The organism is Hydrogenophaga sp. RWCD_12 (assembly GCF_046604225.1).
Classification (GTDB): domain Bacteria; phylum Pseudomonadota; class Gammaproteobacteria; order Burkholderiales; family Burkholderiaceae_C; genus Hydrogenophaga.
The window spans coordinates 646,305-666,790 of record NZ_JBKIXC010000001.1 but is presented as its reverse complement, the minus strand read 5'-3'; the positions used below and the strand labels follow the sequence as shown (position 1 = coordinate 666,790).

The 20,486-nt window shown below is 68.0% G+C and carries 17 protein-coding genes; 15 read left to right on the top strand and 2 right to left on the bottom strand.

Going from position 1 to position 20,486, the window contains the following annotated elements; translation table 11 throughout:
* Positions 1 to 157 precede the first annotated feature (157 nt).
* The 10 genes from ACLIJ1_RS03190 to ACLIJ1_RS03145 all read left to right on the top strand — a co-directional run bounded on the left by ACLIJ1_RS03190 (position 158) and on the right by ACLIJ1_RS03145 (position 11,333).
* Entirely contained in the window at positions 158 to 1,141 is a 984-nt protein-coding gene (locus ACLIJ1_RS03190; RefSeq protein ID WP_411364027.1) for a M14 family zinc carboxypeptidase, read from the top strand.
* Entirely contained in the window at positions 1,138 to 1,896 is a 759-nt protein-coding gene (locus ACLIJ1_RS03185; protein WP_411364026.1) for an alpha/beta fold hydrolase, read from the top strand. Before ACLIJ1_RS03190 ends, ACLIJ1_RS03185 begins: the two co-directional genes overlap by 4 nt.
* A 116-nt stretch (positions 1,897 to 2,012) precedes the next feature.
* Positions 2,013 to 4,520: a DUF3141 domain-containing protein gene (locus ACLIJ1_RS03180; protein ID WP_411364025.1), complete on the top strand. Its 2,508-nt coding sequence runs from the start codon at positions 2,013 to 2,015 to the stop codon at positions 4,518 to 4,520.
* Between the two features lies 1 nt (position 4,521).
* Complete coding sequence (locus ACLIJ1_RS03175; RefSeq protein ID WP_411364024.1) at positions 4,522 to 5,901, top strand: bifunctional enoyl-CoA hydratase/phosphate acetyltransferase; 1,380 nt, start codon at positions 4,522 to 4,524, stop codon at positions 5,899 to 5,901.
* Positions 5,898 to 6,551, top strand: coding sequence for a CoA transferase subunit A (locus ACLIJ1_RS03170; protein ID WP_411364023.1), 654 nt, complete (start codon positions 5,898 to 5,900; stop codon positions 6,549 to 6,551). Before ACLIJ1_RS03175 ends, ACLIJ1_RS03170 begins: the two co-directional genes overlap by 4 nt.
* 12 nt (positions 6,552 to 6,563) lie before the next feature.
* Positions 6,564 to 7,217, top strand: a complete 654-nt coding sequence (locus ACLIJ1_RS03165) for a 3-oxoacid CoA-transferase subunit B (protein ID WP_411364022.1) — start codon at positions 6,564 to 6,566, stop codon at positions 7,215 to 7,217.
* Positions 7,218 to 7,245: 28 nt separating this feature from the next.
* Positions 7,246 to 8,115, top strand: coding sequence for an alpha/beta fold hydrolase (locus tag ACLIJ1_RS03160; protein ID WP_411364021.1), 870 nt, complete (start codon positions 7,246 to 7,248; stop codon positions 8,113 to 8,115).
* Complete coding sequence (locus ACLIJ1_RS03155) at positions 8,112 to 9,302, top strand: acetate/propionate family kinase (RefSeq protein WP_411364020.1); 1,191 nt, start codon at positions 8,112 to 8,114, stop codon at positions 9,300 to 9,302. The genes ACLIJ1_RS03160 and ACLIJ1_RS03155 overlap by 4 nt, the downstream gene beginning before the upstream one ends.
* A gap of 80 nt (positions 9,303 to 9,382) precedes the next feature.
* Positions 9,383 to 10,141 (top strand): enoyl-ACP reductase FabI, encoded by a 759-nt coding sequence (gene fabI / locus ACLIJ1_RS03150; protein ID WP_411364778.1) that lies wholly within the window; start codon positions 9,383 to 9,385, stop codon positions 10,139 to 10,141.
* Positions 10,142 to 10,349: 208 nt separating this feature from the next.
* Positions 10,350 to 11,333 (top strand): porin, encoded by a 984-nt coding sequence (locus tag ACLIJ1_RS03145; RefSeq protein WP_411364019.1) that lies wholly within the window; start codon positions 10,350 to 10,352, stop codon positions 11,331 to 11,333.
* A 95-nt stretch (positions 11,334 to 11,428) separates the two neighbouring features.
* Here ACLIJ1_RS03145 and ACLIJ1_RS03140 read toward each other — a convergent pair whose 3' ends face one another.
* Positions 11,429 to 13,849, bottom strand: a complete 2,421-nt coding sequence (locus ACLIJ1_RS03140; protein ID WP_411364018.1) for a UvrD-helicase domain-containing protein — start codon at positions 13,847 to 13,849, stop codon at positions 11,429 to 11,431.
* Positions 13,850 to 14,076: 227 nt separating this feature from the next.
* Here ACLIJ1_RS03140 and ACLIJ1_RS03135 point away from each other — a divergent pair, with 227 nt between their 5' ends.
* Positions 14,077 to 15,054: a GMP reductase gene (locus ACLIJ1_RS03135; protein WP_411364017.1), complete on the top strand. Its 978-nt coding sequence runs from the start codon at positions 14,077 to 14,079 to the stop codon at positions 15,052 to 15,054.
* On the opposite strand, the gene ACLIJ1_RS03130 is transcribed toward ACLIJ1_RS03135, so the two are convergent.
* Positions 15,047 to 15,934: an alpha/beta hydrolase gene (locus tag ACLIJ1_RS03130; RefSeq protein WP_411364016.1), complete on the bottom strand. Its 888-nt coding sequence runs from the start codon at positions 15,932 to 15,934 to the stop codon at positions 15,047 to 15,049. The two genes, ACLIJ1_RS03135 and ACLIJ1_RS03130, sit on opposite strands and share 8 nt — an antisense overlap.
* 93 nt (positions 15,935 to 16,027) lie before the next feature.
* Between ACLIJ1_RS03130 and ACLIJ1_RS03125 the strand changes: the two genes are divergently transcribed.
* From ACLIJ1_RS03125 to ACLIJ1_RS03110, 4 genes are all read left to right on the top strand, one after another.
* Positions 16,028 to 16,750: a GntR family transcriptional regulator gene (locus ACLIJ1_RS03125; protein WP_411364015.1), complete on the top strand. Its 723-nt coding sequence runs from the start codon at positions 16,028 to 16,030 to the stop codon at positions 16,748 to 16,750.
* A 93-nt stretch (positions 16,751 to 16,843) separates the two neighbouring features.
* A complete protein-coding gene (locus tag ACLIJ1_RS03120; protein WP_411364014.1) occupies positions 16,844 to 17,740 on the top strand; it encodes an NAD(P)-dependent oxidoreductase in 897 nt (298 codons plus the stop codon).
* Positions 17,741 to 17,833: 93 nt separating this feature from the next.
* Positions 17,834 to 18,484 carry an SGNH/GDSL hydrolase family protein gene (locus tag ACLIJ1_RS03115; RefSeq protein WP_411364013.1) on the top strand — a complete coding sequence of 217 codons (651 nt, stop codon included), beginning with the start codon at positions 17,834 to 17,836 and terminating at the stop codon, positions 18,482 to 18,484.
* Positions 18,485 to 18,526: 42 nt separating this feature from the next.
* Positions 18,527 to 20,479 (top strand): acyltransferase family protein, encoded by a 1,953-nt coding sequence (locus ACLIJ1_RS03110; protein ID WP_411364012.1) that lies wholly within the window; start codon positions 18,527 to 18,529, stop codon positions 20,477 to 20,479.
* Positions 20,480 to 20,486: the final 7 nt, after the last annotated feature.

The following is a 20,486-nucleotide window of genomic DNA, read 5'->3' as shown; positions in this document are numbered from 1 at the left end:
CCAAAGGCGACCACACACACTTGCACCCACCGGCTGGCCGGCGTCCGTCTGGCGGGGCAACGCAAGGGATCGCGGGCAATGTCTGGCATGTGTTCAGCTCGTTCAGGACGACCACCCACGGTAGCCACCGCATGTGACATCGGCGTGTCACAACCCCATGAAGTCCTTGGCCCCTGACCTGCTGGAACTCCAGACGCTGGAGCGCCTGATCGGTATCGGTGGCCGCCACCTCGAATGCCGGGAAGTCCGCCGCGTCCATGTGCCGGGCGGGCCAGCGTTTCCGGTCTACGCCATTGCGCTGGGCAACCCCGATGCGCAATGCCCCGGGGTGGGCTTCTTCGGCGGCGTGCACGGTCTGGAGCGCATCGGCGCCGAAGTGGTGATGGCCTACCTGCAGAACATCGTCACCCGCCTGAACTGGGACCGGACGCTGCATCGCCTGCTTGAGGACGTCCGGCTGGTGTTCATGCCGATCGTCAATCCGGGTGGCATGTGGGCATCGACCCGCGCCAACCCGCGCGGGGTGGACCTCATGCGCAATGCCCCGGTGGAGGCCCGCGAGAAGGTGCCGTATCTGCTGGGTGGACAGCGCCTGAGTGCGGGACTGCCGTGGTACCGCGGGCGTCTGGGTGATCCGATGGAGGCCGAAAGTGCGGCCTTGTGCGAAGTCGTGGAGACGGAGCTGCTGTCCCGCCCGTTTTCGCTGGCACTGGACTGCCACTCGGGATTTGGTGTCAGTGACCGCCTCTGGTTTCCCTACGCGCACACGCGCGAACCCATTCCGCACCTGCCACAGGTGCAGGCGCTCAAGGGCATCTTCGAACAGGCCCACCACCACCATCCGTACATCATCGAACCGCAGAGCGACCAGTACCTGACCCATGGCGACCTGTGGGACCACCTCTATCTGCAGGCCTGCGGCAACCCGGCCCGCACCTTCCTGCCGCTGACGCTGGAAATGGGGTCGTGGCTCTGGGTCAAGAAGAACCCGCGCCAGCTGTTTTCGCGCAAAGGCATCTTCAATCCGCTGATCAGCCACCGGCAACAGCGCGTGTTGCGCCGTCACATGGCACTGCTGGATTTCCTGGCCCGCGCCGGCAGCAGCCATGCACAGTGGCTGCCCACGGGGCGACCGGCGTGACGAACTGGGTGTTTCTGCGCGGCCTCACCCGCGAGTCGGCTCACTGGGGCACGTTTCCGGCACTCTTCCAGGCGGCGATCCCCGGCAGCACCGTGCACCTGATCGACCTGCCAGGCAACGGGCAACAGCACCGGGACACCAGCCCGTGCACCGTCGCTGGCATGGTGGACGCCTGCCGTGCAGAGCGGCGGCGTCTTGGCGCTGCAGGCCCGGTGCATCTGCTGGCCATGTCCATGGGCGCGATGGTGGCCACCGAGTGGGCCAGGGTCGCACCCGAAGAGCTGGCGGCCTGTGTGCTGATCAACACCAGCCTTCGCCCTTTCAGCCCGTTCCATCACCGGTTGCAGCCGCGCAACTACCTCGCCCTGTGTCGGCTGGTCATGGGCGGCCTCAATGCTCAGGAAGCGGAACGGGAAGTGTTCAGGATGACCTGCAACCACCCGGACCAGCAGCGAGACACGGTCGAGCGATGGACGCAGGTGCGCACCCAGCGCCCGGTGGCACCGCGCAACGCGCTGCGGCAACTGCTCGCTGCGGCGAGATACCGCGCTCCCTTGCAGGCGCCGTCGGTCCCCATGCTGCTGCTGAGCAGCGCACAGGACCACCTGGTCAGCAGCCGTTGCTCGCAGGCGATGGCGAGCGCATGGGGCTGCCCGCTCAAGACCCACCCAAGCGCCGGGCACGACCTGCCGCAGGACGCGCCCCGATGGGTGGCGCAGCAGGTGCGCGACTGGGTCACCGCGACCCGGACCTGAACAGGGCTGGCGGCGTCACTGCGCTGCAACAGAAGGAGCGCACCATGGGTTCACACCCGCGGTGGTCGACCGGCCATCGACAGCACGTTCTTCTTCCACTCAGGGATCCTCGCCCCATGGCCAATGTTTTTGACCTGTTCGATATTGCCCAGCAGCCGGCCGTGCCACGCCCCGAGGGCGATGCGCTGGAGGCACTGCGCCGCGCCATGCGGACCTTTGAGGGCGAGCTCGGTGCCTCGTCGGACACCACCGACATCCTGACCACGGCCGCTTCCCGGCACGCACAGCGCATCGGCGCCGTGCACTCTGACCGCGCCCATGACACGCTCGGCAAGGCGGAGGCACTGGTGGAAGGACTGCGCAATGCCCAGGCAGGCGGCGCGCTGCTGAACGACTGGACCAGCTACCTGCGCGACGCGGCCGAGCGGGCCATGCTTAGCCTGGACACCCTGCGCAAGCGCGGTGACATCTTTCTGGAGCACGAGGCCGCCGGCTGCCCTCCGGTGCTGGTGTACGACTATGAAGTGGTGATGGACGGCAAGGACCTGCCCTTTCCGTCCAACTACATGTTGCTGCACATCCTGCCGCCCGAGGGCGTGGTCGTCGACGACACGCGACGTCCCTACATCATCATCGACCCGCGCGCCGGGCACGGCCCCGGCATCGGCGGCTTCAAGACCGACAGCCAGGTGGGTGTCGCGCTGCGCGAAGGCCATCCGGTCTATTTCGTGGCCTTCCGCCGCGACCCCGAACCGGGCCAGTTCCTGTCCTACGTCACGCGCACCGAAGCGGCGTTCGTGCGCGAAGTGATGCGGCGCCACCCCGAAGCGTCCAGGCCGGTGATCACCGGCAACTGCCAGGGCGGCTGGGCCACGCTGCTGCTGGCCGCCACCCACACCGACCTGACCGGCCCCATCGTCATCAACGGCGCACCGGTGGCGCCCTGGGCAGGCAAGGTGGGCGAGAACCCGATGCGCTACAACGCCGGCGTGCTGGGCGGCACCTGGATTCCGATGCTGCTGTCGGACATCGGCGGCGGCAAGTTCGACGGCGCGCACCTGGTGCAGAACTTCGAACTGCTGAACCCGGGCCGCACCCTGTTCCGCAAATACACCGACCTGTTCCGCGACATCGACCAGGGCGACGAGGGCTTCCTCGAATTCGAAACCTGGTGGGGTGGTTACTTTCTGCTCAACGAAGCGGAGATCCGCTGGATCGTCGAACAGCTGTTCGTGGGCAACCGCCTGACCAAGAACGAAGCCCGCATTGAGCCAGGCCGGCCGGTGGACCTCAAGGCCATCCGCGCGCCCATCATCGTGTTCGCCAGCCATGGCGACAACATCACGCCACCGCAGCAGGCGCTCAACTGGATCGCCGAGACCTACGCCGATGTGTCCGAGATCCGCATCCGCGGCCAGCGCATCGTCTACATGGTGCACGACCAGGTCGGTCACCTGGGCATCTTCGTGTCGTCGCAGATCGCCAACAAGGAACACGCCGAGGTGGCCTCGACGCTCAAGACCATCGAGGCGCTGGCCCCGGGCCTGTACGAGATGCGCATCGAGGACGTGGTGGAGAAGAACGGCAAGAAACACTTCACCGTGGGCTTCGTGGAGCGCACGCTGGACGACATCCGCACCCTGGACGATGGCCACCACGATGAGCGACCGTTTGCCGCCGTGGCCCGCGCCTCCGAGGTCCAGGCGCAGGTGTACGACGCACTGGTCCGCCCCTGGGTGAAAGCGACCGTCACGCCGACCACCGCCGAGATGAGCCGCGCCCTGCACCCGCAGCGCCTGAGCCGCGCGCTGGTGTCGTCGCGCAATCCCGCCATGAAGCCCGTGGCCGATGCGGCCGAGCAGCTGCGGCGCAAGCGCCAGAAGGCATCGCCCGACAACCCCTTCCTGGCCGCCGAGGCGCTGTGGGTCCAGTCGACCGAACAGATGATCGACCTGCTGCGCGACAGCCGCGACATGGGCTACGAGCTGGCCTTCCACGGTCTCTGGGGCACGCCCTGGGCCCGGGCGTTCGGCGCCACGCACGAGGCGCGCCGCACCCTCAAGAGCAACGAAGAACTGCGCGGCCTGCCCGAAGTGGCACAGGCGCTCTACGCCATCGAACAGGGCGGCTTCGCCGAAGCGGTGATCCGCATGCTGGTGCTGCTGGCCGAGAACCGCGGACAGGTGCGTCGTGACCGGCTGGAACGCTCCAGCCGCGTGCTGACGCAGGACGAACCCTTCCGCTCGCTGGGCGCCGAACGCCGCGCCATGATCATTCACCAGCAGACCCTGATCGCGTCCTTCGACCCGGAAAGGGCGATCGAGACCCTGCCCCTGTTGCTGCAGACGCCCGAAGAGCGGGCACTGGCCTTGCAGGTGGTGCAGTACGTGCCCGGCCGGATCGACGAGATGTCGCCGAAGACGCTGGACCTCCTGCAGCGCTTCCGGCATGTGCTGGACCTGCCCCCGCTGACGGACGACATCGACGAAGACCCGCTGGTGGTGCTGGTCAATGACGCACCGCCGGCCGCGCCGCGCAAGGTGGCCCGCGCCCGGGCAGCCACCCCAAAAACCAACCCGCGGCCGCCGGCCACCCGCACGCGCGCCCAGAAGCGGGAGCGCTGACATGCAACTCACCAACCGCACCCTGGACGAACTGGCGCCAGGCGACAGCGCCGAGCTGCGCCGCCTGGTCACCCAGGACGACCTGTACGTGTTCGCCGCGTCGTCGGGCAACTACAACCCCATGCACCTGTCCGACAGCGACCTGGACGGCAACGGCGAAAGCGAACGCGTGGCGCCGGGAATGTTCGTCGCCTCGCTGATCTCCGCCGTGCTGGGCACCCAGCTGCCGGGCGCCGGCACGCTGTACCGCCGCCAGGTGCTGGACTTTCACCAGCGCGCCCACGCCGGCGAAGAACTGCTGTGCCGGGTGCAAGTCCGCGAGAAGCTCGGCGATGGCCATGTCCGCCTGGCGACCACGGTGCGGCGCCTGAGCGACGACGCGCTGATCCTCTCGGGCGAAGCCGAAGTGCTGCCACCCCCCACCAAGATCAGCCTGCAGCAGGTGGAGGTTCCGGGCCTGATCGTGCAGCGGCACCGCCACTTCGAGGCCCTGCTCGCACGCGCCCGCCCTCTGCCCGCCCTGCCCACCGCCGTGGTCTGCCCGGACGACGCCAACTCGCTCGGCGGTGCGCTGCTGGCGGCGCGCGAAGGCATCATCACACCCATCCTCATCGGCCGCGCCGAGGCCATCCGCAAAGCCGCCGCCGAAGCCGGTGAAGACCTCTCGGGCATCGAACTCATCGACGTGCCCGGCAGCGAAGAGGCCGCCTCCGCCCTGGCCTGCCGACTGGTGCTCGAAGGCCGTGTGGCGGCCGTGATGAAGGGCCACCTGCACACCGACGACCTGCTCAAGCCCATGCTGGACAAGGCCACCGGCCTGCGCGTGGGCCGCCGCTTCACGCATGTGTTCGTGATGGACGTGCCGGGTCAGCCCGAGCCGGTCATGGTCACCGACGCGGCCATCAACATCGCGCCTGACCTGCCCACCAAGGTGGACATCTGCCAGAACGCGATCGACCTCGCGCTCTCGCTGGGCATGGAGCCGCGCGTGGGTGTACTCAGCGCGGTCGAGACGGTGAACCCGGCGATCCAGTCGTCCATCGACGCAGCGCTGCTGTCCAAGATGGCCGACCGCGGACAGATCCGGGGCGGCCAGGTGGAAGGGCCGCTGGCCATGGACAACGCGGTGGACATGGGCGCGGCGCGCACCAAGGGGCTGCGCGGCGGTGTGGCCGGGCGCGCCAACATCCTGGTGGTGCCGGGGCTGGACGCCGGCAACATGCTGGCCAAACAGCTGGCCTTCATCAGCCACGCCGAAGGCGCCGGCCTGGTGCTGGGCGCGCGGGTGCCGGTGATCCTCAATTCCCGCTCCGACAGCGCGATGTCGCGGCTCGCGTCCTGCGCGGTGGCCGCCCTGCACAACGCCCGGGGGGCCACATGAAAGGCGCACTGACACCGCAGGCTGCCGCGGCCATGATTCCCGACGGCGCGCGACTGATGATCGGCGGCTTCATGGCGGTCGGCTCGCCCGAACGCCTGATCGACGCGCTGGTGGCGCGCGGCGCCTGCGGCCTGACGGTCATCGCCAACGACACCGCCATGCCCGGCAAGGGCATCGGCAAGCTCATCAGCGCGGGTGCAGTGGCCTGCGTGATCGCGTCGCACATCGGCCTGAACCCGGAGACGCAGGCCCGCATGATCTCGGGCGAGATCGTGGTGGAGCTGGTGCCGCAGGGCACGCTGGTCGAGCGCATCCGCGCGGGCGGCATGGGCCTGGGCGGCGTGCTCACGCCCACCGGCCTGGGCACCGAGGTGGAAGACGGCAAGCGGGTGATCGAGGTCGATGGGCAGCAATTCCTGCTGGAGACCCCGCTCAAGGCCGACTTCGCCCTGGTCGGCGCCTGGCAGGCCGACTACGTGGGCAATCTCAGCTACTCGCTGACCGCGCACAACTTCAACCCCGTCATCGCCCTCGCCGGCGCAACGGTGATCGCCGAGCCCGAGAGCATCGTGCCGGTCGGCGTGATCCCGCCCGACGCGGTCAAGACGCCCGGCGTGCTGGTCGACCACCTGCTGGTCCGCACCACTTGAACGGAGGCCGAGATGGACGCCAAGGAACTGATTGCGCGCCGCGTGGCGCAGGAAATCCGCCCGGGGATGCTGGTCAACCTGGGCATCGGGCTGCCGTCGATGGTGGCCAACTTCGTGCCCGCGCATTCGGGCGTGTTCTTCCAGGCCGAGAACGGCGTGATCGGGCTCGGCGCCCGACCGCCCGAAGGCATGCAGGACCCGCACCTGACGGACGCGGGCGGCGGCTTCGTCTCGGCCGTGCCCGGTGCGGCCAGCATCGACAGCGCGATGAGCTTCGGCATCATCCGCGGCGGCCATTTGGACATGACGGTGCTCGGTGGCCTTCAGGTGGACGAGGCTGGCCACCTGGCCAACTGGAAGGTGCCGGGCAGGATGGTGCCGGGCATGGGTGGCGCGATGGACCTGGTCACCGGTGCCGCTCGCGTGGTGGTGGCAATGCAGCACGCAGCCAAAGGCGAATCCAAGATCGTGCCGGTCTGCAGCCTGCCGCTGACCTCGCAACGCAGGGTCAGCCTCATCGTGACCGACCTGGCGGTGATCGAGCCCGGTCCGGACGGTCTGCTGCTGCGCGAACGCGCGCCGGGCGTTGGGCTGGACGCAATCGTGGCGGCCACCAGTGCGCGCCTGCTGGTGCCCGGGTCGGTGCCCGAGATGTGCCTGGGTTGACCGAGCAAGGTCCGGACCGCTGCCGCCGATGAACCTCTTCCACGCCGACGACGGAGCCCGGCTGGCCTACGCCGACGACGGCGAAGGTCTGCCCCTGCTGGCCCTGGGTGGCCTGACGCGCGACAGCCGCGACTTCGACTACCTGGAACGCCGTCTGCCGGCGGGTGTGCGCCTGATCCGGCTGGACAGCCGGGGCCGCGGCCAGTCGGCCTGGAGCGGACCGGCCACCTACACCGTGCCGCGCGAGGCCAACGACGTCGTGAACCTGCTCGATCACCTGGCGCTGGACCGGGTGGCCATCCTCGGCACCTCGCGTGGCGGGCTGCTGGGCATGGTGCTGGCGGCCACACAGAAGCACCGGCTGCTGGGCCTGTGTCTCAACGACGTGGGCCCGGTCCTCGAACGCGCCGGTCTGCAACGCATCGCCACCTACGTGGGCATCACGCCCACGGTCGCCACGCTGGAAGAGATCGCCGACCGCATGCCACAGGCGATGCCCGGCTTCCGGCACGTGCCGCCCATGCGCTGGGTGGAAGAAACCGTGCGCCACTATGAGCAGCTCGATGGCCGGGTCGGCCTGACCTACGACCCCGATCTGCGCATCGCGCTGGCCGCGGCGATGAGCGCGCCACCGGCCGACGCCTGGCCGCTGTTTGACGCCTGTGCCGGCCTGCCGCTGGCGCTGCTGCGGGGCGCGAACTCCGACGTGCTGTCGCGCGAGACCGCGCAGGCGATGCGCGAGCGGCGACCGGACATGTCTTTCGCCGAAGTGCCCGACCGCGGGCACGCACCGTTTCTCGATGAACAGGACGCCACCGACTGCATCCACCGCTGGTTGGACCGGGTGGCCGAGTTTGCGGTCGCACCGCCCCACCTGCCCGTCTCCATGCCCTCATGAACGCTCCAGCCATCCTGCTCACGCTCAACGCGGGCTCGTCGTCCGTGAAGTTCGCGGCCTATGGCGCCTCCTCCACCCTGGACTGGCTGGCCTCCGGCCAGATTGAGGGGCTGGGCGAACGCGCACGCTTTTCGGTAAAGACCGCCGAACCCGCCAACGCGAACCACGCCCCTGCTCTCGACGGTCACGCGGACCACCACGCCGCCGTGCAGGCCATCCTGCAATGGTTGCAGCGGACGCAGGCCGACCGCCCGGTGGCGGCCGTCAGCCATCGCGTGGTGCACGGTGGCGTGGCGCTGACCGACCCGCTGCCGGTGGACGAGGCACTGCTGGCGCAACTGGAACAGCTGGTGCCGCTGGCGCCCCTGCACCAGCCCCACAACCTGGCCGGCATCCGCGCCGCGCGCGCGGCCTTCCCCGGCACGCCGCAGATCGCCTGCTTCGACACCGCGTTCCACCGCAGCCACCCCTTCGTGTCCGACACCTTTGCGCTGCCGCGGCGGTTCTACGACGAAGGTATCCGCCGCTACGGCTTTCATGGCCTGTCCTACGAATTCATCACGCGCCGCCTGCGCGAACTCGACCCGGTGCTGGCCCGTGGCCGCGTGATCGTGGCCCACCTGGGCAACGGCGCCTCCATGTGCGCGATGCTGGATGGCCGCTCGGTGGCATCGACCATGGGCTTCACCGCGCTGGACGGCCTCCCGATGGGCACGCGCTGCGGGCAGCTCGACCCCGGTGTGCTGCTCTACCTGATGGGCGAGAAGGGCATGGACACCTCGGCCATCAGCGACCTGCTCTACAAGAACGCCGGGCTCAGGGGCCTTTCGGGCGAGTCCCACGACGTGCGCACGCTGGAGGCTTCGTCCAGCCCGGCCGCCCGCGAAGCACTGGCCTATTTCGCCGACCGGGGGCGCCGGGAAATCGGTGGCCTCGCGTCCTGCCTGGGCGGCATCGATGCCCTGGTGATGACCGGCGGCATCGGCGAGAACGCCGTGCGCGTGCGCTCGGCCATGCTGACCGACATGGAGTGGATGGGCATCGCCATCGACCACGAGGCCAATCTACGCAGCGACACCGTGATCAACACACCTGGCTCCCGCGTGCGGGTGCTGGTGCTCAAGACCGATGAGGAACGCATGCTGGCCGAACACGCGCTGCAATGCCTCCAGACCACCGACCACTGAAAGGAGCCACCATGTTCAACGACCCGCATTCCCTGGATCCGCTGCCCAAGGTCTGGGACGAAGACACCCGCATCGGCGACATGCTCAAGGGCCGCCGTGGCCTGGTCGTCGGGGTGGCCAACGGCGACAGCATCGCCTTCGGCTGCGCCGCCAAGCTGCGCGCCTTTGGCGCCGACATCGCCCTGACCTATCTCAACGAAAAGGCCAGGCCGCACGTCGAGCCGCTGGCCGAGCAGCTCGGCTGCTCGATGCTGATGCCGCTGGACGTGACGCGGCCGGGAGACATCGAGACCGTGTTCGACACCATCCGCCGGAACTGGGGAACACTGGATTTCGTCATCCACTCGATCGCCTTTGCCCCGAAGGACGACCTGCACGGGCGGATCGTGGACTGCTCGCAGGCCGGCTTCCTGCAGGCCATGCAGGTGTCCTGCCATTCGTTCATCGAAATGGCGCACCTGGCCGAGCCGCTGATGAACCCCGGCGGCGCGCTCATCACCATGAGCTACTACGGTGCCGACAAGGTCGTGAACAACTACAACCTGATGGGCCCGGTGAAAGCGGCGCTGGAGTCAAGCGTGCGCTACATGGCCAAGGAACTGGGCGAGAAGCAGATCCGCGTGTTCGCGGTCTCGCCGGGGCCACTGCGCACGCGCGCCGCCTCGGGCATCGGGCACTTCGACGAGCTGATCGACATGGCGGTCACCCGCTCACCCGGCCACCGTCTGGTCGACATCGCCGAGGTCGGGCGTGCCGTGGCGTTTCTGGTCGGCGGTGGCGCTTCGGGCATGACGGGAGACGTGATCTACGTCGACGGCGGGCTGCACCACATGGCTTGAGCGCACGCCCGGCCGTGCCGAGTCCGGCCACCGCGGCAAGCCCGCATGACCAAACGATGACAGCGATGTCTGCTGCGGTATGTGTAGCAATTCGCCAACGTTGTCACAGAGCTTTTATGCACGGCGGTTGCAATGCATCCACCTGAACGCCACTCGCTTCGGGTGGGCTCCGGCCCACAAGTCTCCCCCCATCCATCAAGGAAAAAACATGAAAAAGAGCCTGATCGCTCTGGCCGTGCTGGCCGCTTCCACCGCCGCGTCGGCCCAGTCCTCCGTGACCGTCTACGGCCGCGTCGACCTCTCCGTCGGCAGCCTCAAGGAACTCAACAAGGGCAGCATGACCAAGCTGTTCAACGGTGGTGATGGTGGCCTGACCACCTCGCGCCTGGGTTTCCGCGGTACCGAAGACCTCGGCGGCGGCCTCACGGCCGGCTTCAAGCTGGAGCACCGCTTCAATGCCGACGAAGGCACCACGCAGGATCCGTTCTGGAAGGGCGAGTCCACCGTGAACCTGTCCGGCGGCTTCGGCTCCGTCAAGCTCGGCCGCAGCCTCACGCTGTACGACGACGTGCGCGGGCTGGCCAACAGCGCCAACGTGTTCGACTCGGCGTTCACCCCCGCCGCCAACGGCGTCTGGGGTTCGGGTGGCGACTACAGCAGCCGCTTCAACAACAAGATCGCCTACACCCTGCCCAGCCTGGGTGGCTTCTACGGTGGCCTGGAATACGCGCTGGACGAAGACCCGGCCGTCAAGGCCAACATGCTCGCGGCCAAGGTCGGCTACAAGGCCGGTCCGCTGGACGTGGCGCTGGGCGTCCAGCAGGAAAAGGGCAAGGAAAACGACTACATGCTGCTGGCCGGTTCGTACGACCTGGGCGTGGTCAAGCTCTCGGGCGGCTACAACACCCGCAGCGGCAACGCCAAAAACGGCGACGACAAGGAACTGCAGGCTGGCGTGATCGTGCCGCTGGGCAGCGCCGTCAACCTGTCGTTCAGCGTCGCCAACAGCAAGACCACCATTGCCGGCGCCACCGCCGCCAAGGCTTCGGGCATCGGCATCGGCGCGACCTATGCGATGTCCAAGCGCACCACGGTGTACGGCGGCTTCCGCACCCACAACATCAAGAACGCTGTCGGCACGAAGACCACCGACACGCGCCTGGTCGCCTTCGGCCTGCGCCACGATTTCTGAGCACTGTCTCGGGAGTGTGTTGCGCAGGGCGTTTTGCCGGTTTCAGAGTCTGCGCAACGGTTTGATGCCACCGGCGTTCGCGCCGGTGGCTTTTTTCATTCGTCGACGGGTGTGAGTTTGGCCACCGACAGCGCCAGCCACTTGACGCCGTGGCGGTTGAAGTTGACCTGGGCCCGCGCATCGGCGCCCGCACCTTCGAGCGCCAGCACCTTGCCTTCGCCGAACTTGGTGTGGAACACCTTCTGACCGGAGCGGACATCGACCCCGCGGTCCGGCTCGGGCGCCTTGGTCTTGACGCTGTCGCCGCTGAGCCAGCCCGGTGTCCAGGCCGGGTTGGGCCCGGTGGACCTGGCCGGACCCTGGCCCGGCGCACCGCGGCGTCCGGTCTGCCAGCCGCCCGTTGCCGCCGGTTCGCCGGCCCACTGCTGGGCGCGCGGCGTAAGCCACTTCAGGCAGCCTTCCGGCAGCTCCTCGAAGAAGCGGCTGCGCAGGTTGTAGCGCGTCTGTCCGTGCAGCATGCGGGTCTGCGAGTGGCTCAGGTACAGGCGCTTTCGGGCGCGCGTGATTGCCACGTACATCAGGCGCCGTTCTTCCTCCAGCCCCTCGCGGTCGCTCATCGAGTTCTCGTGCGGGAACAGGCCTTCTTCCAGGCCGGTGATGAACACGCAGTCGAACTCCAGGCCCTTGGCCGCGTGCACGGTCATCAGCTGCACCGCGTCCTGACCCGCCTGCGCCTGGTTGTCGCCGGATTCCAGCGCCGCGTGCGTGAGAAAGGCCACCAGCGGACTGAGGGTCTCGCCCGTTTCGGCGTCGGGCGCCAGCGGCGGCAAGGCTTCGTCCGGCACCGGTGCGTTCGGGTCCAGCCCCTGGCTGACGGGACTCTGCGACAGGTTGGGGCCGTGCTCGTCCACCGGCAGCGCCACCGAATCGCGCCCGAATCCTTCCTGCATCACGAAGCTTTCGGCCGCGTTGACCAGTTCCTCCAGGTTCTCCACCCGGTCTTCGCCCTCGCGTTCGGCGCGGTAGTGTTCGAGCAGCCCGCTCTGGTCCAGCACCAGCGTGATGATCTCGCGCAGGGTCATGCCCTGCGTTTGCTCGCGCATCACGTCCAGCTTGGCCGCAAAGCCGCCGATCGCCACACCAGCGCGGCCCGTCACGGCGCTGACCGCGTCGTGCAGCGAGCAGCCGCTGGCGCGGGAAACGTCCTGCAGCTGCTCGACGCTGCGCGCGCCGATGCCGCGCGGCGGGAAATTCACCACGCGCAGGAAGCTGGTGTCGTCGTGCGGGTTCTCCAAGAGGCGCAGGTAGGCCAGCGCGTGCTTGATTTCGGCGCGCTCGAAAAAGCGCAGGCCGCCGTACACGCGGTAGGGAATCGCGGCATTGAACAGCGCGGTCTCGACCACCCGGCTCTGCGCGTTGCTGCGGTAGAGCACGGCCATCTCGCTGCGCGCCGTGCCTTCCCGCTCCAGCTGTTTCATCTCGTCGACGATCCACTGCGCTTCGGCGAAATCGCTGACCGATTCGTAGACGCGCACCGGCTCGCCCGCACCCGCGTCGGTGCGCAGGTTCTTGCCGAGGCGGTGGCTGTTGTGGCTGATCAGGTGGTTGGCCGTGTCGAGGATGTTGCTGACACTGCGGTAGTTCTGCTCCAGCTTGATCTGGTGCTTCACCTGAAACTCGCGCACGAAGTCGGCCATGTTGCCCACGCGCGCGCCGCGGAAGGCGTAGATGCTCTGGTCGTCGTCACCCACGGCGAACACCGCGTTGCCCGAAGGCGGCAGGCCTTCGATCGGCGGCGAGGAGAACATCTTGATCCACGCGTACTGCAGGCGGTTGGTGTCCTGGAACTCGTCAATCAGGATGTGGCGGAAGCGCCGCTGGTAGTGCGCGCGGATCGGGTCGTTGTCGCGCAGCACCTCGTAGCTGCGCAGCATCAGCTCGCCGAAGTCCACCACGCCCTCGCGTTGACACTGGTCCTCGTAGAGCTGGTAGATCTCGACCTTGCGGCGCGTCTCGTCGTCGCGCACCACCACGTCGCGCGGGCGCATGCCGTCTTCCTTGCAACCTCCGATGAAGTACTGCAGCTGCTTGGGCGGAAAACGTTCGTCGTCCACGTTGTGCTGCTTGCACAGGCGCTTGATCGCCGAGAGCTGGTCCTGCGAGTCCAGGATCTGGAAGGTCTGCGGCAGGTTGGCCGGCTGGTGGTGCGCGCGCAGGAAGCGGTTGCACAGGCCGTGAAACGTGCCGATCCACATGCCGCGCACGTTGACCGGCAACATGGACGACAGCCGGGTCATCATTTCCTTGGCCGCCTTGTTGGTGAAGGTCACCGCCATCACGCCGCCCGGCCCGATCTGCCCGCTCTGCAGCAGCCAGGCGATGCGCGTGGTCAGCACCCGGGTCTTGCCCGACCCGGCCCCCGCGAGAATGAGCGCGTGCTCGGGCGGCAGGGTGACGGCGGCGGCCTGCTCCGGGTTGAGACCATGGAGCAGCGGAGAGGGATCTTCAAACAGCATCCGGGGATTGTAGGAAGCGGCTGGCCGCCAGACCGTCCATATGGAACGCGATATGACGCCCATACAGCTGCAAAAGCCCCTGCGAGAAGGGCAACCCGCCTAGAATCAAGCACCGGGCCCAAGCAATTGCGCCCGGTTTCTTTTTTCCGGCTCCGGAATCAAGCACCGGCCAGTTCCAAGCGCCTTTTCACCAACGCACCCCGCCACGGAGTGACTGAAAGGCCCACATGGAAATCTTCGACTACGACAACATCCTGCTGCTGCCGCGCAAATGCCGCGTGGAGAGCCGCAGCGAGTGCGACCCCTCGATCGAGTTTGGCGGCCGGCGCTTCAAGCTGCCGGTGGTGCCGGCCAACATGAAGACGGTGCTGGACGAGTCCATCAGCGAGTGGCTGGCCGCCAACGGCTACTTCTACGTGATGCACCGCTTCGACCTGGACAACGTCGCCTACGCGAAGCGCATGCGCGAGAAGGGCCTGTTCGTCTCCATCAGTTCGGGCGTCAAGGCACCGGACTATGAGGTCATCGACCGCCTGGCCGCCGACGGCGTCGGCGCCGACTACATCACCATCGACATCGCCCATGGCCACGCCGAGAGCGTGCGCCTGATGATCGAACACATCAAGAAGAAGCTGCCCCAGGCCTTCGTGATCGCCGGCAACGTCGCCACGCCCGAGGCGGTGATCGATCTGGAGAACTGGGGCGCGGACGCGACCAAGGTCGGCGTGGGCCCGGGCAAGGTCTGCATCACCAAGCTCAAGACCGGCTTTGGTACCGGAGGCTGGCAGCTCTCGGCGCTCAAGTGGTGCGCGCGCGTGGCGACCAAGCCCATCATCGCCGACGGCGGCATCCGCCACCACGGCGACATCGCCAAGAGCGTGCGTTTCGGCGCCACGATGGTGATGATCGGCTCGCTGTTCGCCGGCCACGAAGAATCGCCCGGCCAAACGGTCGAGGTCGACGGCAAGCTCTACAAGGAGTACTACGGCTCGGCCAGCGACTTCAACAAGGGCGAGTACAAGCACGTCGAAGGCAAGCGCATTCTCGAACCCATCAAGGGCAAGCTGGCCGACACGCTGCGCGAGATGCAGGAAGACGTGCAGAGCTCCATCAGCTACGCCGGCGGCACCCAGCTGACCGATCTCAAGAAGGTGAACTACGTGATCCTCGGCGGCGAGAACGCCGGCGAGCACCTGTTCATGTAAGAAGCTGCAGCGCCAGCTTGTGCAGCCGGTGCCTGGGCTGGATCAGTGCATCCAGCACGGTGAAGTGGTTCAGGCCCGGCAGCACCTCGCAGATGGGCACCAGCACCTCTCCCCAGGTGTCGCGGATCAGCCGGGCCTGACGGATGAACTCTTCGCTTTCGTTGCCACCGACCACGCTCAGCAGCACGCCGCGCTCGTCTTCGGCCGGCAGCACGCAGGGGAGCCAGGCCGGACTGGCCATGCGCACGGCCTCCGGCGTCAGGCGCAGGGCATCCTGCAGCGACGGCGTATGGCGCAGCGGCTCCAGATCGAACACGCCCGAGATCGACAGCACGTTATTGACCAGATCTTCCGGCAGGTCGGCCGCATAACGTTCCCAGTCGCAGGCCAGCAGCATGGCGGCCAGATGCCCGCCGGCCGAGTGGCCGACGATGGAGATCCGGCGCGGATCGCCGCCGTGCACCGCGATGTTCCGGTACACCCAGGCCAGCGCCTGCACCATCTGCAGGGCGATGTCCGGGATCGTCACCGACGGGCACAGTGCGTAGTTGGGCATGACCACGCAGGCGCCCCGGTTCACGAAGGCCGGCGCGAGGAAGCTGTGCTGCGACTTGTCCAGGCTGCGCCAGTAGCCCCCGTGGACGAACACCAGCACCGGCGCCAGCGGCTCGTCGTCGCGGCGTTTGGCCGGGAAGATGTCCAGCGTTTCCCGCGGTCCGTGGCCGTAGGCGACGTCCGGCAGGCAGACCAGCCGTTCGCGGGCCTCGCGGGACAGCCGGCCCCAGCGCTCGAAGTGCTGGACGTGCTCCGGCACGCGGGCGCGGTTGTTGTACTGGACTTCCAGCCAGGCCGGATCGTTGAGCGGGGTGCTGTCGTTCATGCCGCGGATTGTGGCACCGGCATGCCGGCCGGCAGAAGCTCGACCTGTCGCCGGTTTTTGATGTATTCTGTATACAGAGTACAAATTTCAGCCATGACTGCCCAGCTGCTGCAACTCGAAACCGCTCCCGACCTGGTCGACCAGGTCTACCGCGCCCTGCTGGACGCCATCAGCGCGGGCGCGCTGGCGCCGGGGCAGCGCATCACCCAGGAAGACCTGGCCGAACGGCTCGCGGTCTCGCGCCAGCCGGTGATGCAGGCGCTGCGCCTGCTCAAGCGCGACGGGTTCGTGCAGGACGCGCCGCTGGCCGGCGCGCCCAGTGGCCGCAGCCGCGGCCTGCAGGTAACCCCCCTGGACCCGGGCTGGATCGCCCAGGTCTATGAGGTGCGCGGCGCACTCGACACCCTGGCCGCCAGACTGGCGGCCCAGCGCCGCAGCCGGATCGACCCGACGCTGATCGAGCAGGGGCGCGCCGCCGTGGCCGGAGATGACATCAAGGCCATGATCGACGCCGACCTGGCGTTTCACCAGGCGCTCTACCAGGCCTCGGCCAACCCGCTGATCGAACAGAGCGCCCTGCTGCACTGGCACCACATCCGCCGCGCCATGGGCGAGGCCCTGCAACACGACTTCCTGCGCGCCCCGGTCTGGGACGAACACGCCGCCATCGCCCAGGCGGTGGCCGACGGCGACACCGAGCGCGCCGAGCGCCTGATGCGCGAGCACAGCCTGCAGGCGGGTGACTACCTGTCCCACCAGAACGCGACACCGGCCCCCATGGCAGCCGCGGCAACCGACAACTCCGTGGTTCGTTGAACCATTTCGGGCGGTTTCCGGGGCCCGCTCCGGGAACCGCCTTTTTTCTTTCCGGCGCAGCGCCCCACCCGGCCGGCCCCCTACACTTTTCGCATGTCCGATTCCCCTTCCTCCTCGCCCCTTTCCATCGCCGTGCTCGGCATCGGCATGATGGGCTTGCCCATGGCCCGCCGTCTGTGCGAGGCCGGCCACCAGGTCACGGCCTGGAACCGTTCGCGCGCCAAGGCCGAGCGCCTCTTGCCCTTTGGCGCCCGGGTCACCGACCTGCCGGCGCAGGCCGTCGCCCAGGCCGATCTCGTGATCTGCCTGCTGGAAGACGGTGCGGCGGTCGACAGCGTGCTGTTCGAACAGGGCACATCCCAGGGCCTGCGCCCTGGCACCCTGGTGATCGACATGTCGTCCATCCAGCCGCGCCAGGCCCGCGACCACGCAGCCCGCCTGGCCGCGCTGGGCGTCAGCCACCTGGACGCACCCGTTTCCGGCGGTACCGTGGGTGCCGAAGCCGGCAGCCTGGCCATCATGGCGGGCGGCAAACCGGCCGATTTCGAACGCGCGTTGCCGGTCTTCGCGGTGCTGGGCCGCGCCACCCACGTCGGCCCGCACGGTGCAGGCCAGCTGGCCAAACTGGCCAACCAGATGATCGTCGGCATCACCATCGGCGCCGTCGCCGAGGCCCTGCTGCTGTGCGAGAAAGGCGGCGCCGACATGGGCAAGGTCAGGCAGGCCATCACCGGCGGCTTTGCCGACAGCCGCATCCTGCAGGTGCACGGCCAGCGCATGGTCGATCGCGACTTCGCCAAACGCGCCGCCATCACGGTGCAACTCAAGGACATGCGCAACGCCATGACCACCGCCCGCGAGATCGGGTTCGAGGCGCCGATCACCGGCCTGTTCGAGTCGCTGTTCGCCCAGGCGGCCGAGCACGGACTGGCCGACCTGGACCATTCGGCGCTCTTCATGGAACTGGCCAGCCGCAACGGCATGCGCTGAGCCGCCCGGCGGGGCGTTAGGAATTGCCAACGGCCCGCCATTTATGATCGCGGGTTGTCGCCCGCACGGGCTCCCCACCTCCGGCCGCCCTTCATGAAAAAGCTGTCCATCCTCCTTGTGTCCCTCTCCATGCTCCTGCTGTCGGCCTGCGGCGGCGGCAGCGACTCCGGCGGAGCAGCGGTTGTCGTGATGTTTGGCGACTCGCTGACCAACGACCGTGGCCAGTGGGTGACGCCCGATCAGCTGTGGGTGGAGAAGCTCAAGGCGCAGGTCGAGGCCGACGGCCTGACCGCCAAGCGCTCCATCACGATCGTCAACGAAGGCCTGGGCGGCGAAGACTCGCAGGCCGCCCTGAACCGGCTGCCCGACGTACTGGCCGCCCACAAGCCGACCCACATCTTCCTGATGCACGGCACCAACGACATTCCGCCGTTCTGCCCCGAGTGCGCCGAAGTCATCACCCGCCCCTATCTGGAGGCGATGGCCAAGATGGCCAAGGACGCGGGCGCCAAGGTCATCTTCGGCGAGTTCACGCTCAAGGCCTACGGCGGCGAAACCGCCCAAGCCTACTCGGCGGCCTACCAGAAAGCCGCCTCGAACACCAAGAGCACCTACGTGAACATGTCCAATGGCATTCCCTACGACGGGAACTACTACCATTTCGACGGCACTCACTTCACGGATGCCGCCCAGGTTCTGATCAAGAACAACGCCGCCAGTGCGCTGTTCCCGATGCTGCAATAAGCACCACCCGACGCGGGCTGGTGCGGTGGCCAGCCTGCTGACATGACGACGACGATACCCAACGCCACCGCCAGCCACACCTACCGCCCCGACATCGACGGCCTTCGCGCCATCGCGGTCGTTGCCGTCATCCTGCACCACGCCTTCCCGCACGCGATCCAGGGCGGCTTCGTCGGCGTCGACATCTTCTTCGTCCTCTCCGGCTACCTGATCAGCCAGAAGCTGCTGGAAGACCTCCACCAGGGGCGCTTCAGCATCGCGGGCTTCTACGCCCGACGCATCCGCCGCATCCTGCCCGCCCTGCTGGTCGTCATGGCCGCCACGCTGGCCGCCGCCAGCCTGGTGCTGCTGCCGCTGGACCTGATGCGCCTGGGCCGGCATGCCATGTCGGCGGCCGTCTTTGCCTCCAACTTCACGCTCTGGGGCGAGTCGGGCTACTTCGATGCCGAGGCCTTCCGCAAACCGCTGCTGCACCTCTGGTCGCTGGCGATCGAGGAGCAGTTCTACATCGTCTGGCCGGGCGTGTTGTGGCTGCTGCACCGCTGGCGGTTGGGCCGCGGCGCCATAGGCGTGGTCCTGATGCTGTCGCTGCTCTACAGCCTGTGGCTGCTCAAGGCCGACCGCACCGCCGCCTTCTACCACCCGCTTTCCCGCTTCTGGGAACTGGCGGCCGGCGCGCTGCTGGCGGCCCACACGCTCCACACCCCCGATGGCGACGCACCGGGCAGCCGCCGCTGGCGCACGGTGCTGGCCGTCGCCGGTCTGCTGCTGCTGACCATAGTCATGGTCCGGCTCACGCCCGAGCGCCGCTTCCCGGGCGGCTGGGCGCTGGCGGCTGTTTCGGCCACGGCGCTGCTGATCCTCAGCGGACCGCACACCGCCCTGCACCGCCGGCTGCTGTCCAACCGCGTGATGGTCTGGATCGGGCTGATCAGCTACCCGCTCTACCTCTGGCACTGGCCGCTGCTGACCCTGGCCCGCATCCACCACGGCGGCCTGCCGCCGGTCGCGCAGCAGTGGTACTGGGTCGGCGCGAGCGTGCTGCTGGCCTGGCTGACCTGGCGCTGGGTCGAACAGCCGGTGCGCTTTGGCCGCTGGAAGCGCCGGCCGGCCGTGGTGGGCGTGCTGTGCGCCGGGCTGGTGGCGATGGCGGTCGCCGGTTTCTGGCTGTCCCGCCCGAGCCCGGCCACCGCCGGCGCCCCGCCCCTGATCCAGACCTTGCAGACCCGGGTCGGCGAAAAAGTGCTCACCGAAGGCTGGCGGGTCAAAGACTGCATGCTTGGTTTCGAGCATACCGGGCGCGACTTCAAGCCCTTCTGCACCGAAACGGCGCCACGCCCCATGGTCTTCCTCTGGGGCGACTCGCACGCCGGTGCGCTCTACCCCGGCTTCAAGGCGCTGCAGGACAAGGGCGACTACCGCTTCGGGATCACCGAGCGCACCGCCGCCATCTGCCCGCCGGTGCTGGGCCACGAACCGCGCCCGCTGTGCCAGGCGCTCAACGACAGCAACCTCGAGGACGTCCGGAGGCTGAAGCCCGAGATCGTGGTGCTGTACGCGTACTGGCACGAGCAGTTGGTCCACCAGCGCTACGACATGGCCAACTTCGAGAAATCCATCGAAGCCATCCGTGCCGCGGGTGCCGGTCGGGTGGTCGTCATCGGCAATGCACCGTTGTGGCGCGGACCGTTGCCCGAGATCCTGCTGAACATCTGGAAACAAGGGCCGCCGCAGAGTACGCCGCCCTTACGTCTCCCTAACTCGTTCCTCGACGATCATATTCAGGCCTATTCGCGCGAGGTGCAGATGCGGACCGAACGGGCGGGAGGCGAGTTCATTTCCGGGCTGGACGTCTTCTGCGACCCCAACGGCTGTCTGACACGCCTGAACGAACGGGCCAGCGAACCCACGACCTTCGACTACGGTCACCTGACCGTCGCCGCCTCCAGCTACTTCATCGAACAGATCGCGCCAAGGATTTTCGGGAACCGGTGACACGGCC